This window comes from Paracoccus laeviglucosivorans (genome assembly GCF_900182695.1).
GTDB classification, from domain to species: domain Bacteria; phylum Pseudomonadota; class Alphaproteobacteria; order Rhodobacterales; family Rhodobacteraceae; genus Paracoccus; species Paracoccus laeviglucosivorans.
Genome location: NZ_FXTK01000013.1, coordinates 28,844 through 42,527, shown reverse-complemented (window position 1 = coordinate 42,527; position 13,684 = coordinate 28,844). Strand labels below are relative to the sequence as shown.

Sequence of the window (13,684 nt, the reverse complement as noted above, 5' to 3'; positions counted from 1 at the left end):
TGAAATCCTGTAGAGGAGGAGATCCGGACATGATTCGCACGATTACGATCGGTAGCTGTATTTCTGTCCAGGGTGTTTTCGAGCGTCAGGTGTCGAACGGCAATATCGTTGTCCGCGTCGGCTCCAAGACCTACGAAGGCAAGCCCGTGGTCATGGCCTGAAAAGGCCGGAAACAGTGCCAGCAAGAACTTAGGCGGGGCTTCTGAAAAGAAGCCCCGCCTTGTTTTTGTAAATTCCGATAACAGCAGAACATGCGAATTCTGCGGATAAAAAAACCGGCCCAAAGGCCGGTTTTTGCGTTCATGTCGTCGGGATTACAGCTGGCGCTGCACTTCCTCACGCTCAAAGATCTCGATGACGTCGCCCTTGCGGATGTCGTCATAGTTTTCAAAGGCCATACCGCATTCCTGACCGGACTGCACTTCCTTGACCTCGTCCTTGTAGCGTTTCAGCGTCTTCAGCGTGCCTTCATGGACCACAACGTTGTCGCGCAGCAGGCGCACGCCCGCCGAGCGGCGCGCCACGCCTTCGGTCACCAGACAGCCTGCGACATTGCCGACGCCGGTGACGCGGAACACTTCGCGGATTTCGGCATAGCCGATGAAGTTTTCGCGCACTTCGGCCGACAGCAGACCCGAGGCCGCCGCTTTGATGTCGTCCACCAGATCGTAGATGATCGAGTAGTAACGTATCTCGACACCCTTCTGGTTGGCGCTGTTACGCGCCGGGGCGTTCGCACGGACGTTGAAGCCGATGACCGGCGCCTGGCTTGCTTCGGCCAGACCAATATCGGATTCGGTGATCGCGCCGACGCCGTAATGCAGCACGCGGACGCGCACTTCGTCGTTGCCGATCTTTTCCAGCGCCTGAACGATGGCTTCGGCCGAACCCTGCACGTCGGCTTTGACCACGACCGGCAGTTCCGCGACGTTCTGGTCAGCTTTCGCCTTGGCCAGCATCTGGTCCAGCGTGATCGCAGCACCGGCTGCGGCGCGTTTGTCCTTGGCGGCCTTGATGCGGTAATCCGCAATCTCGCGCGCCTGCGCTTCGGTTGACACCACGTTCAGCACGTCGCCAGCGGCGGGCGTGCCGTCCAGACCCAGAACCTCGACCGGAACCGAGGGGCCGGCTTCATCGACCCGCTCGCCCTTGTCGTTGATCAGCGCGCGAACCTTGCCCCACTGTTCGCCGACGACGAAGATGTCGCCGCGTTTCAGCGTGCCGTTCTGAACCAGAACCGTCGCGACGGGGCCGCGGCCCACGTCCAGCTTCGCCTCGATCACGGCACCAAGGGCGGCGCGGTCGGGGTTCGAACGCAGCTCAAGGATTTCCGACTGCAGCGCAATGGCTTCCAGCAGGTTGTCCAGACCTTTGCCGGTCTTGGCCGAAACCTCGACATCCTGAACTTCGCCCGACATCGCCTCGACGACGACTTCGTGCTGCAGCAGGTCGGTGCGGACCTTTTGCGGATCCGCGCCGTGCTTGTCGATCTTGTTGATCGCCACGATCATCGGCACCTTGGCCGCTTTCGCGTGGTTGATCGCCTCGACCGTCTGCGGCATCACGGCGTCATCCGCCGCAACGACCAGCACGACAATATCCGTCACATGCGCGCCACGGGCACGCATCGAGGTGAACGCGGCGTGGCCGGGCGTATCAAGGAAGGTCAGCAGCGCGCCGGATTCGGTTTTCACCTGATAGGCGCCGATATGCTGCGTGATGCCGCCCGCTTCGCCGGAAACGACGTTGGCCTTGCGGATCGCGTCCAGAAGCGAGGTCTTGCCGTGGTCCACGTGACCCATGATCGTGATGATCGGGGCGCGGGGCCGCAGATCCTCGGCCTTGTCCTGAACCTGATCGATGACCTGTTCCACGTCGGAATCCGACACGCGCACGGCGCGGTGGCCGAATTCGTCGATCACCAGTTCGGCGGTGTCTGCGTCAACCGCCTGGTTGCCGGTGACCATCAGACCCATGCGCATCAGCGATTTGATGACGTCGGGCGTGCGTTCGGCCATCCGGTTCGCCAGTTCCGACACCAGAATGGTTTCGGGCAACTGCACGTCGCGGACCTGCTTTTCGGCGCGCTGGCTGAAGCCCATGGCTTTCTGCCGGGCTTTTTCCTGCTTGCGCTTCATCGCGGCCAGCGAACGCTGCCGCCCGCCTTCACCGTCCATCGCCTGCGAAAGCGACAGCTTGCCGGTGCGACGGTTGTCGTCGCGGTTCTTGTTGCGGTCGTTGTTGCGGTCGTCCGCAGGGCGCTCACGTTCGGTCTTGCGCGGAGCGGTCGCGGTCACGCCCTTGGTTTCCGCGCGTGCGGCAGCCGCTTCGGCCGCTGCACGATCGGCAGGGGCGGCAGGACGGGCTTCCGGTGCCTTGGGCTTGGTGACCTCGGCTTTTTTCTGGGCGCGCAGTTCGGCTTCGCGGGCGCGACGCTGATCTTCCTCGGCCTTCAGGCGCAGGGCTTCTTCGCGTTCGCGTTCTTCGCGCTCCTTGGCCTCGGCCTCAAGGCGACGGCGCTCGCGCTCTTCTTCGCGGGCCTTTTCCTCGGCCTCACGCTGGGCTTTCTCCTCGACCTCGCGGGCCTTGGCGGCTTTCAGCGCGGCCAGACGGCGCTCCATCTCGGCATCCGAGATGCCTGCGGGACGCCGGGAGGGGTCGCTGGAAACAGCCGAAGGGGAACGCCCGCCGCCCGACGCAGCACCGGGCTTGGCCGGCACGACGACGCGCTTGCGCTTGGTCTCGACGACCACGTTATGGGTCCGACCGTGGCTGAAGCTTTGCTTCACCTGGCCCGAACGACCAGCACCACCGCCAACACCCAAGGGTTTCTTTCCGTCCGTATCGCTCATTCCGCTTTTCATTCCTTCCCGGCGGATGCACCGCCGTCATGCCCGCGCAGACCTGCAAGTCTGCTCGCGTCCCTGATCAATTTGACGGTCAGGCCCCCCGGCGCAAGCGCGCTGTGTATGACATGATCGCGTCCAAAGGACAAACCCAATTCTGAAGCGGTCATGCAGCCGAACCAGCGCCCGCCTTCGGGCGTCCACAGCTTGCCTTTCCCGCGATCGGACCCATCGCTGGCCTGCAAAAGCACTTTCGCCCTGCCAGCCGCCAGCCAGTCCTTGGTCTTTTCGAAACCGGCCACGGCCAGTCCCGCCTTTCTGGCAAGCGACAGCGTGTCGGTGACGCGCTTTGCCAGCCCTTCTTCGATCATCGACATGAGTTCGGGCGGGACCGAGACTTGCGCCTTGGCCCCGCGTGAAAACATGCCTTTCGATGCGGCGCGATCCAGCGCCGTGCGATCAGCCACGACCCAGAAGCCGCGTCCGGGCAGCTTCTCGGCCAAATCTGGCACGACCTCTGCATCGGGGCCCGCGACAAAGCGGATCAACCCAGCCTTGGGCTGGGTTTCGCCCGTGACGATGCAGCGTCGCTCGGGCGTCTCGCGGTCCTTCGTCCGGCCCCCGCGTGTCATCCGGCTCCCGGGGCGTTACACCCCGGCCTCCTTGTCTTCGGCCACGGCATTGTCGCCTTCGCCTTCAACTTCGTCATCGGCTGCCTCGGTTTCCTCGGCCTCCATCTCGGTCGGATCGACCCAGCCCAGCATCACGCGGGCGGTCATCACCATGTTCTGCGCCTCCTCCAACGAGACGTCATAGGGTTCCAGCAGACCTTCGTCCTTGAGGCGGGCACCGTTCACCGTGGTCCAGCCGCCAGCCAGTTCCCAGTCGGCGCAGGTCGCAAAGTCTTCCAGCGTCTTCACGCCGTCCTTGGCCAAAGCCTCGACCATCTGCGGGGTCAGGCCCTCGAACTCGATCAGGCTGTCTTCGGCACCCAGTGCACGGGCGTTTTCCAGCGCGGCCTTGTTTGCCGCCTCCAGATGCTCGCGGGCGCGGGTTTGCAGCTCCGATGCCGTGCCTTCGTCCACGCCGTCGATGGACAGCAGCTCGTCCAGATCGACATAGGCGACTTCTTCCAGATTGGTGAAGCCTTCGGCAACCAGAAGCTGGGCAAAGAATTCGTCCAGATCCAGCGCATCCATGAACAGCTTGGTGCGGGCGTTGAACTCGGCCTGACGGCGCTTGGATTCCTCTTCCTCGGTCAGGATGTCGATGTCCAGACCGGTCAGCTGGCTGGCCAGACGCACGTTCTGGCCACGACGACCGATCGCAAGGCTAAGTTGTTCATCGGGGACGACGACTTCAATACGTGCGGCGTCCTCATCGAACACGACTTTCGCCACTTCGGCAGGTTGCAGCGCGTTCACAAGGAACGTCGCCTGATCGTCCGACCACGGAATGATGTCGATCTTTTCGCCCTGCAATTCGCCGACGACGGCCTGAACGCGGCTGCCGCGCATACCGACGCAGGCACCGACCGGATCGATCGAGTTGTCATAGGAAATCACGGCGATCTTGGCGCGCGACCCCGGATCGCGGGCGCAGGCCTTGATCTCGATCACGCCGTCATAGATTTCCGGCACTTCCATCTTGAACAGTTCCGCCATGAACTGCGGATCTGTGCGCGACAGGAAAATCTGCGGACCACGGGTTTCGCGGCGCACGTCTTTCACATAGGCGCGGATGCGGTCGTTCGGGCGATAGCTTTCGCGGCCGATCTTTTCGTTCCGGCGCAGAATCGCCTCGCCACGGCCCACATCGACGATGATGTTGCCATATTCCTCGCGCTTGACGACGCCGTTGATGATGGTGCCGGCGCGGTCTTTGAACTCTTCATACTGGCGGTCACGCTCGGCTTCGCGGACGCGCTGCAGGATGACCTGCTTCGCGGATTGCGCGGCGATGCGGCCCAGTTCGACCGGCGGCACTTCGTCCACGATCTCATCACCGACCTGCGGGTTCGCCAGATAGGGCTCGGCCTGCTTGACGGTCAGTTGCGCCTGGTAATTCTCGACGGCCTCGTCTTCGACGACGGTGCGGACGCGGGTGAACGTCGCGTTGCCGGTCTTGCGGTCGATCTTGACCCGGATGTCCATTTCGCTGCCATAGCGCGACTTTGCGGCACGGGCGAGGCTGTCCTCCATCGCCTCGATCACCAGATCGGGGTCGATCATCTTCTCGCGCGCGACGGCCTCGGCGGTCTGAAGCAGCTCAAGCTGGTTAGCAGAGGTGATGGCCATTCCTCACTCCTTCGCAGCGGCGTTGTCATCGCCGGCTTCTGTTTCAATCTCGTCAAAGGCGGATTCGTCCAGATTTTCGATCTGCACGCCCGCTTCCTTTTTCTGCCGCAGCATTTCGGCGATCAGGTCGTCGGTCAGGACCAGCTTCGCATCCGAAAGCCAGTCGAAATTCAGGCCGATGGTGTGGGTTTCACCGGCTTCTTCGATGTTCAGCAGCACCTCGTCGCCTTCGGTGCCAGCCAGCGTGCCCTTGAACCGCTTGCGCCCGTCGATGGGCTGGTTCGTTTCCAGCCGCGCCTCGTAGCCTTCGAAGGTCGCGAAGTCCTTCATCCGGGTCAGCGGGCGGTCGATGCCGGGGCTGGAAACTTCAAGGTGGTAATTGTCCTCGATCGGGTCTTCCACGTCCAGAACGGCGCTGACCGCGGTCGAGATGTCGCCACAATCATCGACGTTGATGCCGCCTTCGGGGCGGTCGGCCATGATCTGCAGGGTCGCGGTCTTGCCACCTTGCAGGCGGATGCGCACCAGTTCGAACCCCAGATCCTCAATGACCGGAGAGATGATTTCGGCCAGACGCCGGTCGATGGCGGTCTTCGCGATAAGGTCGGACATGATCGCTATCCCAAAAATGCAAAAACGGGCCTGAAGGCGGCCCGTGCGTGATCCCGGTGGGCAGGTTTTGGACACCTGCGCCGCTGTTGAGCGTGGATATAGGCGCGATTTGCCGCGAATGCAAGAAAAACCGCTACTGCCCCGCGCCGGGGTTCATCCGCCATATGCTGAAGTTCAGCGCCGAGGCGACGGAAAGCCATGCCAGATAGGGTAAAAGCATCAGCCCCGTCCACAAATCCAGCCTGAACGCCATGACCATCATCACCGCGACGACCAGCCACAGCAGCGCGATCACCGCCATCCCAAGCCCCATGCGATGCGCCCCGAAAAAGACCGGAGTCCACAGCGTATTCAGCGCGATCTGTGCGCCCCACAGCGCCAGCACCATGCCCGATCCGGGCAGCACGGCCAGACGCGCGCCCGCCCATGCCATCAGGATGTAAAGCAAGGTCCATGCCACGGGAAACGCCCACCGCGGCGGGGTGAAGCCGGGCTTGCGCAGGGCGTCATACCAGGCGCCGGGCTGAAAGATGATGCCGGTCGCGGCGGCCGCAGCGCAGGCCAGCAGAAAGGTCAGAAAGATCATTGGGCGGTTCCCCTAGGGGCGGCTAGAACGCCGCATCATCGCGAAAACCATCCATGACCCGCACAAGTTCCGCAGCGATTCGCGGCTCGCTCAGCGCGTGGCCCGAGGCGGGGACAAGCCGCAATTCCGCCTTGTGCCAGCCATCGGCCAGTTCCCACGCGGTATGGGGCGGGCATACCATGTCATAGCGGCCCTGCACGATCACGGCGGGCAGATGCTCGATCCGGTGGCGGTCGCGCAAAAGCTGGTTTTCCTCAAGGAAGCAGCCATTGACGAAATAATGGTTCTCAAGCCGGGCAAAGGCGCGGGCATAATCGGGCGGCGCATGGCCCGGACCGCTGATTTCCAGCCCTGCCAGCGCGTTTTCCCACATGACCCAGGGCTGGGCGTGGCGCACTTCCTGCGCACGATCCCCGCTGAACAGGCGGCGGTGATAGGCAGCGATCAGATCGCCGCGCTCGGCCTCGGGGATGGGCGCCAGAAAATCGGCCCAGCGGTCGGGAAAAAACCGCGCGGCCCCTCCGCCATAGAACCAGTCCAATTCTTCGCGGCGGCCCAGGAAAACGCCGCGCAGCACCAGCGCCAGAACTGATTCGGGATGCGCCTCGGCATAGGCGACAGCCAGCGTCGCGCCCCAGCTTCCGCCGAACAGAACCGCCCGTTCGATCTCCAGATCCTGACGGATGACCTGAATGTCGTGGATCAGATGCTGGGTGGTGTTCTTGTCGACCTCGGCATGGGGGCGCGAACGTCCGCAGCCGCGCTGGTCGAACAGAATGGTGCGGTAATGCGCAGGATCAAAAAACCGTCGCATGTAGGGGCTACAACCGCCGCCAGGGCCACCATGCAGCACGATGACGGGGACACCCTCGGGATTGCCGCTTTGTTCCAGATAGATGACATGGCCATCGCCCATGTCGATACGGCGCTGGTCGAACGGCTCGACCATCGGATGCAGCCTGCCATGCGACGGGGTGCCGCCGATTTGCCCTGCCAATCTGTCCATCCGGTCACTATATAACGCCCCGCGCGCGCCCGCCATAAGAAGGACGGCCAGAATGACCGAAAGACCGCAGACCAGCAGCATCGACCCCGCCGAGGTCGCCAAGTTTCAGGCCATGGCCGCCGAATGGTGGGATCCGCAGGGCAAGTTCAAACCGTTGCACATGCTGAACCCGACGCGGCTGGAATACGTCACGACCCAGATCGCGGCGCAGTTCGGGCGCAACCGCGACGATGCCCGCCCGTTCGAAGGGCTGACCATTCTGGACATCGGCTGTGGCGGCGGGCTGATGGCCGAACCCATGGCACGCCTTGGCGCCCGCGTCACCGGCGCAGATGCGGCCACCGGAAATATCTTGGTCGCCAGCCTCCACGCCGAGGCGCAAGGGCTTGAGATCGACTACCGCGCCACCACGTCCGAGGCGCTGGCCGCCGAAGGTCAAAGCTATGACGTGGTCATGGCGCTGGAAATCGTCGAACACGTGGCAGACCCCGCTGATTTCATCGCCACCTGCCGCGATCTGGTGAAACCGGGCGGATTGCTGATCCAGTCCACGCTGAACCGCAATCCGAAAAGCTTTCTGATGGGCATCATCGGCGCAGAGTGGGTGATGCGCTGGCTGCCCAAGGGCACGCATGACTGGCGCCGCTTCATCACCCCGGACGAGCTGGCCGCGATGACCACGGCGACCGGGCTGAATGTGGTGGACCGTTGCGGCATGGTCTTCAACCCGCTGGGTTGGAGCTGGTCGCTGTCGCATCGCGACCTGTCCGTGAACTATGCCATGACCGCGGTGCGCGACGCCTGATTTCTCAGTTCTTCAAATACCCATGCGGCGGTGCAACCGGCACCGTCAGCGGGTATCTTGCCGCAGCGCCTCGGCCAGTTCCTTGCGCAACAGGCGCAGAACGGGCAGGGCGGCGCGCACACGTTCCGCGCCGACATCTCGCACCACATCCGCAATACGCGGCATGAACGCCGCCAGTGCCGCGTCCCGTGCCGCGCGGCCTGCCGGGCTGATCGACACGAATTTGCGCCGCGCATCATCCCAATCGGGGCGGATATGGATATGCCCGGCCCATTCCAGCCGCGACAAGGTATTGGTCATGGCTCCGCGCGTCACATGAAACGCCTCGGCAAGCTCGGCGGGGCTGCGTTCCGTGCCGACATGGGCCAGCAGATTCAGCACCGAGAAATGCGAAATCTGCATCCCCTTGGGAAGCGATTTGCCGATCAGGTCGCGGGCAAGCTGATCGGCGATGAATACTTCGGAAAACAGGCTTGCAGCCAGCGAATCCGCCGAAAGTTCAGCAGAGACAGGCTGATTTTCCAAGGTCTTGTCAGGCATCGCTCTCTCAGGGTGCCGAATAGTCTCGGTCATGGGTCAGGGACGGGATGCGGGACCGTGCCCCAGCAACGGCGCTGGGGTCAAGCGTTACCATACTGACGCAAGGCTGTTCCCCAGCGTCGATCAAGACCTTGCCCCATGGATCGACGGCCAGTGAATGGCCGTGACTGCGGCGCGGCTTGCGATCCGGGCACAGGTGGTTTTCGTGCAGCCCGCATTGCGCGGGGGCCAGAACATAGCACCCTGTCTCGATCGCGCGTGCGCGGATCAGCACCTCCCAATGGGCTGCGCCGGTCGTGTCGTTGAAGGCGGCGGGGATGGTCAGCACCTGCGCACCGGCCTTGGCCAGATCACGATACAGATGCGGAAACCGCAGATCATAGCAAACCGTCATCCCCACGGGCCAAGGCCCATCCGCCAGAACCGCCCGATCGCCGGGGCGAAAGGCTGCGGATTCGCGATAGGACTCGGTTTCGGAAACCGTCACGTCGAACATGTGCAGCTTGTCGTAACGCGCATGGATTTCGCCATCCGGCGCGATCAGAAAGCTGCGATTGGCAAAGCGGCTGTCGGTCGAATCGTCCGTCTTCAGCGACAGCGACCCGATCAGCAGCCATATCCCCAATTCGCGCGCGTCAGAACGCAGCGCGGCCAGCGTTTCGTCCCGATCCTCGGGGCGCAGAACACGGTCCTGCGTGGCGCGGTCGGCGTTCAGCAGGTTCGTTGCCTCGGGTGTCAGAACCCATGCCGCGCCGCGCTCCGCCGCTTCGCGCACCAGCGCGCGCGTCTGGGGCAGGTTGCGTTCCGGGTCGTCCGAAACGCTGAGCTGCACCAGACCCGCGGTCAGGACTGTCATGCGGTGATGCCCAGCATCGGGTCCAGCTTGCCTTCGCGGTCCAGCAGGTGGATGTCGTCACTGCCGCCGACATGCTGACCGTCGATGAAGATCTGCGGCACGCTGCGGCGGCCGCCCGCGCGTTGGGTCATCGCCACGCGCAGGTCGGGATCGCGGCTGACATCGGTTTCGTCATAGGCGACGCCCTTTTTGCGCAGCAGCGCCTTGGCCGCGATGCAATAGGGGCAGGTGGGGGTGGTATAGATTTCGACCTTGGCCATTCCGGGACGTCCTTGGATTGCTTTAGCCCTTACTTAGGTATCCTTGACGGCGCGCGCCAGCACCACGACCGAAACCGGCCCCGATCCCGCATCCCGCAGCGCCGTGGCTGCCGCAGCCAGCGTCGCCCCCGAGGCCATGACGTCATCGACCAGCAGCACCGCGCGGCCCTGAATGCGTCCCGCGACGCGGCGATGGACGGCGATGGCATCGTGCAGATTGGCGAAACGCTGGGCGAATGTGCCGTGATCCTGCATCGGCGTGTGGCGCAGGCGGCGCAGGGCATGGGGCAGATGTTCCAGGCCATGAACCTGCGCCACGCGCTGCGACAGCAAGGCGGCCTGATTGTATTTGCGCTTGGCAAGCCTGCGCAGATGCAGCGGCACGGGCATCACCAACATATCGCGCCTGACCAGCGGCCCCGCTGCCCGCGCCACCCAGTCCCCCAAAGGCGGCGCAAGATCCAGCCGGTCGCCATGTTTCAGCATCAGCGCCAGTTTCCGCCCCGTGCCGCGATAGACCAGCGCCGCCCGTCCCCGGTTCCACGGGCGCGACACGCGCAGGCAATCGTCGCAGACCAGCAGGCCAATATCCTCATGCTCCTCGGGGCCGCCGCCGGGCAGGGGGGCTGCGCAGCGGGTGCAGCAAAGTCCCGCGATGAATTCCGCCGCAGCCCAGCAGGTCGGGCATAGCGCCCCTTCTTCGGCGACGGGGGCATCGCAGCCGATGCATTGCGGCGGATAGATCAGCCGCAATGCGCCTTTCATCAGGCCGCGAAGGCCCTTATTGTCCACGCCCATGACGCCTCACCAAAGCCCCGTTCCGAAGCTGACCGACCGTTCTGCCCTGACGCGCAACCGCGCCCGCGCAAACCGCATCGGCCCCGTCGATTTCCTGCATCGAATCGTCGCCGACGAGATCGAGTTTAGGCGGGCAGAGGTTAACAGAGCCTTTACCGACATCGCCGTCGTGACCGGCCACCCGGAATTCTGGGCCAGGGCCATTCCGGGCGCGACCGTCGTCACCGACGCGCCTACGCTGGATCTGCGCCCCGGCGCGCATGATCTGGTCGTTCACGCCATGTCGCTGCACTGGTCCGAAGACCCGGTGGGCCAGATCGCGCAGGCGACACGTGCGCTGCGCCCGGACGGCCTGTTCATCGCGGCCTTTCCCGCAGGTCGCACCCTGCACGAATTGCGCGACGCCCTGACCCGTGCCGAGGCGCAGGTGGCGGGCGGCCTGTCGCCCCGCGTGCTGCCGATGGGCGAGATCCGCGATCTTGGCGCGCTTCTGGGCCGTGCCGGTCTGGCGCTGCCGGTGGCCGATCAGATCAGCCAGAATGTCAGCTATCGCAACCTGTTCCATCTGGCCCGCGATCTGCGCGGCATGGGCGAAGGCAATGCGCTGGCCGCCCGCCTGCGCCATCCGACGCGCCGCGACGTGCTGATGCGCGCCGCCGAGATCTATGCCGAAAGCCATGCCGACCCGGATAACGCCGACCGTATCCGCGCGACGTTCGAACTGGTTTTCCTGACGGGTTGGGCACCCGATGACAGTCAGCAAAAACCGCTCCGCCCCGGTTCGGCCAAGATGTCCTTGGCGGATGCGCTTGCAAGCATAAGGAAGCCGCAGGCATGAGCCATCTCTCCGCTGACCATCCCAAGGTTGCCGCCCCGCGTATCGGCGTGCTGATCGCCAATCTGGGCACGCCGGATGCCACCGACTACTGGTCGATGCGCCGTTACCTGTCGGAATTTCTGTCGGACAAGCGCGTCATCGACCTGCCGCGCTGGAAATGGCAGCCGATCCTACAGGGGATCATCCTGTCCAAGCGGCCCTTCACCTCGGGGGCGAATTACAAGACCATCTGGAACAACGAGGCGAATGAAAGCCCGTTGATGACCATCACCAAGGAACAGGTGGCGGCGCTACGCGACCGCGCGGCGACGCTTTGGGGCGATCGGGTGATGGTCGATTTCTGCATGCGTTACGGCAACCCCTCGACCGCGTCGGCGGTGGACCGGATGGTCAAGGCGGGCTGCGACAAGATCCTGTTCCTGCCGCTTTATCCGCAATACGCGGGCGCGACCTCGGCCACGGCCAATGACCAATTCTTTCGCGCCTTGATGCAGCAGACGTGGCAACCCGCCGCCCGCACCGTTGCGCCCTATTTCGACCGCGCCGACTATATCGACGCGCTGGCAGGCTCGGTCGAGCGTGCCTTGGGCGGGCGCGTGCCGAAAAAGCTGGTCGCCAGCTATCACGGGATGCCGAAACGCTATCTGATGCAGGGCGACCCCTATCATTGCCACTGCCAAAAGACCTCACGTCTGCTGCGTGAACGGTTGGGCTGGGACAAGGGTGTCATCGACACCACCTTTCAATCGGTGTTCGGACGCGAGGAGTGGCTGAAACCCTATACCGTCGAACATGTCGCTGAACTGGCGCGTCAGGGGATCACGGAAATCGCCGTGATCTCGCCCGCTTTCTCCTCGGATTGCATCGAGACGCTGGAGGAAATTCAGGGCGAAATCCGCGAGGCGTTCGAACATGCGGGCGGCAAGGAATTCACCTATATCCCCTGCCTGAACGCCGATGCCGCGCATATCGACGTGCTGACAACGATCATCGGCGAAAACCTGACGGGGTGGATCTAGGTCACTCGACCAGCCGCGCCAGATTTTCCAGCGACGACGCCATGGCGGCGCGGTGATCTTCGGCGCCGATCCCCGCAGGGACATTTTCGGCGGTGACGGTCAGCGTCGTGCCCGTCTGCATGGGCGTGATCGCCCATGACATGACCATTACCCCGGCAAAGGCCGGATCGTCGGACTGAAAGGTGAAACGCTGCCGCACCAGCCGGTCGGGGACCAATTCCAGAAATTCGCCCGCGACGGCATCCGTATCGTCCGAAGTTTTGCCGCTGCCCGCCTGATCGAAAATCAGCGTCATCACGAACCTGCCGCCGGGCCATGGCTCGAACAGATCGACCTGCCCGCGCGCGCCTTGGGGCGGCAACCAGTTCTGGATCATGTCGCGATCGGTCAGCGCGCAATAGACAACCTTGGGGCTGGCCGCGATATGGCGTTCCGCGTGGTCGGTGCGCATGATTGCCCCCGTATCACGTAATGAAAAAGGCCCCCGAAGGGGCCTTTTTGGATCACAGCACCAGAACCTGCGTGCCGACTTTGGTCAGGTCATACATCTGCTTGATGTGTTCGTTATACATCCCGATGCAGCCGTTCGACGATTTGCGGCCGATCTTGCGCGTGTCATGCGTGCCGTGGATGCGGTAATACTGCCAGCTCAGCCACAGGGCATGGGTGCCCATCGGGTTCAGTGGGTCGCCGGCAGGCACGAAATCCGGCCATTCGGGGTTCCGCTTCTTCATCTCGGGCGTGGGGGCCCAGGTCGGGCCAAGCACTTTCTTGATGATCTCGGTCCGGCCGGTGCGGGTCAGGTCAGGGCTGACCGGGACCGAGGTCGGGAACAGTTTGTAAACCGTCTGATCTTCGGACCAGAAATGCAGCGCGCGCGAATTCAGGTCGACCAGAATCGCGCCGTTGGTCAGGTTCGAGAAATAGGGCTGCCAGTCCTGCGCGTGGAAGCTGGAGATGTTGCGGCGCGAATCCTGACTGTTGTCATACTGCACCCGGCCCGCATCCGGCGTCGCGCCACCTGCCGCGCCGATGATCGGCTGGCCGGTATAGGGGTCGATCTGCTGCGCGATGGCGGGTGCCGCCAGCGCCGCTGCCCCGACTGCAACCGAGGTCGTCAGAAAGGTCCGGCGCGAGACCGGGTTGTTCGGCGTCTTCATGTGTCGCTCCTGATGTGCGGACCGCCTGACCGCGGTCTTCTTTTTCCGTATTGGAATGAGA

General features: G+C 63.7%; 16 protein-coding genes. 4 read left to right on the top strand and 12 right to left on the bottom strand.

Features of this window, described 5'->3' with window-relative positions; genetic code table 11:
* Positions 1-29: 29 nt before the first annotated feature.
* Positions 30-161, top strand: coding sequence for a hypothetical protein (locus FN835_RS21775; RefSeq protein WP_281285411.1), 132 nt, complete (start codon positions 30-32; stop codon positions 159-161).
* 153 nt (positions 162-314) lie between these two features.
* Here FN835_RS21775 and infB read toward each other — a convergent pair whose 3' ends face one another.
* The 6 genes from infB to pip all read right to left on the bottom strand — a co-directional run bounded on the left by infB (position 315) and on the right by pip (position 7,347).
* Positions 315-2,852, bottom strand: a complete 2,538-nt coding sequence (infB, locus tag FN835_RS13720; protein ID WP_142663799.1) for a translation initiation factor IF-2 — start codon at positions 2,850-2,852, stop codon at positions 315-317.
* Positions 2,853-2,860: 8 nt separating this feature from the next.
* The gene (locus tag FN835_RS13715) at positions 2,861-3,478 is read right to left on the bottom strand and encodes an RNA-binding protein (RefSeq protein ID WP_142663798.1); all 618 of its coding nucleotides are present in this window, start codon (positions 3,476-3,478) and stop codon (positions 2,861-2,863) included.
* A 15-nt stretch (positions 3,479-3,493) separates the two neighbouring features.
* A complete protein-coding gene (gene nusA / locus FN835_RS13710) occupies positions 3,494-5,143 on the bottom strand; it encodes a transcription termination factor NusA (RefSeq protein ID WP_142663797.1) in 1,650 nt (549 codons plus the stop codon).
* 3 nt (positions 5,144-5,146) lie between these two features.
* Positions 5,147-5,755, bottom strand: a complete 609-nt coding sequence (gene rimP / locus FN835_RS13705; RefSeq protein WP_246098743.1) for a ribosome maturation factor RimP — start codon at positions 5,753-5,755, stop codon at positions 5,147-5,149.
* Positions 5,756-5,888: 133 nt separating this feature from the next.
* Positions 5,889-6,341 carry a tryptophan-rich sensory protein TspO gene (gene tspO / locus FN835_RS13700; protein ID WP_142663796.1) on the bottom strand — a complete coding sequence of 151 codons (453 nt, stop codon included), beginning with the start codon at positions 6,339-6,341 and terminating at the stop codon, positions 5,889-5,891.
* A gap of 22 nt (positions 6,342-6,363) precedes the next feature.
* Positions 6,364-7,347, bottom strand: a complete 984-nt coding sequence (gene pip, locus FN835_RS13695; RefSeq protein ID WP_142663795.1) for a prolyl aminopeptidase — start codon at positions 7,345-7,347, stop codon at positions 6,364-6,366.
* Between the two features lie 52 nt (positions 7,348-7,399).
* On the opposite strand from pip, the gene ubiG reads away from it, so the two are divergent.
* Positions 7,400-8,152 (top strand): bifunctional 2-polyprenyl-6-hydroxyphenol methylase/3-demethylubiquinol 3-O-methyltransferase UbiG, encoded by a 753-nt coding sequence (ubiG, locus tag FN835_RS13690; RefSeq protein WP_142663794.1) that lies wholly within the window; start codon positions 7,400-7,402, stop codon positions 8,150-8,152.
* 45 nt (positions 8,153-8,197) lie between these two features.
* On the opposite strand, the gene FN835_RS13685 is transcribed toward ubiG, so the two are convergent.
* The 4 genes from FN835_RS13685 to FN835_RS13670 are packed head-to-tail and all read right to left on the bottom strand — an operon-like array spanning position 8,198 to position 10,606.
* Positions 8,198-8,692, bottom strand: a complete 495-nt coding sequence (locus FN835_RS13685) for a MarR family winged helix-turn-helix transcriptional regulator (RefSeq protein WP_142663793.1) — start codon at positions 8,690-8,692, stop codon at positions 8,198-8,200.
* A gap of 7 nt (positions 8,693-8,699) precedes the next feature.
* Entirely contained in the window at positions 8,700-9,539 is an 840-nt protein-coding gene (locus FN835_RS13680) for a carbon-nitrogen hydrolase family protein (protein ID WP_142663870.1), read from the bottom strand.
* A gap of 5 nt (positions 9,540-9,544) precedes the next feature.
* The gene (grxC, locus tag FN835_RS13675) at positions 9,545-9,808 is read right to left on the bottom strand and encodes a glutaredoxin 3 (RefSeq protein ID WP_142663792.1); all 264 of its coding nucleotides are present in this window, start codon (positions 9,806-9,808) and stop codon (positions 9,545-9,547) included.
* A gap of 33 nt (positions 9,809-9,841) precedes the next feature.
* Positions 9,842-10,606, bottom strand: coding sequence for a double zinc ribbon domain-containing protein (locus FN835_RS13670; protein ID WP_246098742.1), 765 nt, complete (start codon positions 10,604-10,606; stop codon positions 9,842-9,844).
* On the opposite strand from FN835_RS13670, the gene FN835_RS13665 reads away from it, so the two are divergent.
* Both FN835_RS13665 and hemH read left to right on the top strand, forming a co-directional pair.
* Complete coding sequence (locus tag FN835_RS13665) at positions 10,605-11,444, top strand: methyltransferase domain-containing protein (RefSeq protein ID WP_142663791.1); 840 nt, start codon at positions 10,605-10,607, stop codon at positions 11,442-11,444. The genes FN835_RS13670 and FN835_RS13665 overlap by 2 nt on opposite strands.
* A complete protein-coding gene (hemH, locus tag FN835_RS13660) occupies positions 11,441-12,463 on the top strand; it encodes a ferrochelatase (RefSeq protein WP_142663790.1) in 1,023 nt (340 codons plus the stop codon). The genes FN835_RS13665 and hemH overlap by 4 nt, the downstream gene beginning before the upstream one ends.
* A 1-nt stretch (position 12,464) precedes the next feature.
* On the opposite strand, the gene FN835_RS13655 is transcribed toward hemH, so the two are convergent.
* Together FN835_RS13655 and FN835_RS13650 are read right to left on the bottom strand one after the other, a co-directional pair.
* Positions 12,465-12,914 (bottom strand): SRPBCC domain-containing protein, encoded by a 450-nt coding sequence (locus tag FN835_RS13655; protein ID WP_221930426.1) that lies wholly within the window; start codon positions 12,912-12,914, stop codon positions 12,465-12,467.
* Between the two features lie 52 nt (positions 12,915-12,966).
* Positions 12,967-13,623 (bottom strand): L,D-transpeptidase, encoded by a 657-nt coding sequence (locus FN835_RS13650; protein WP_142663788.1) that lies wholly within the window; start codon positions 13,621-13,623, stop codon positions 12,967-12,969.
* Positions 13,624-13,684 lie beyond the last annotated feature (61 nt).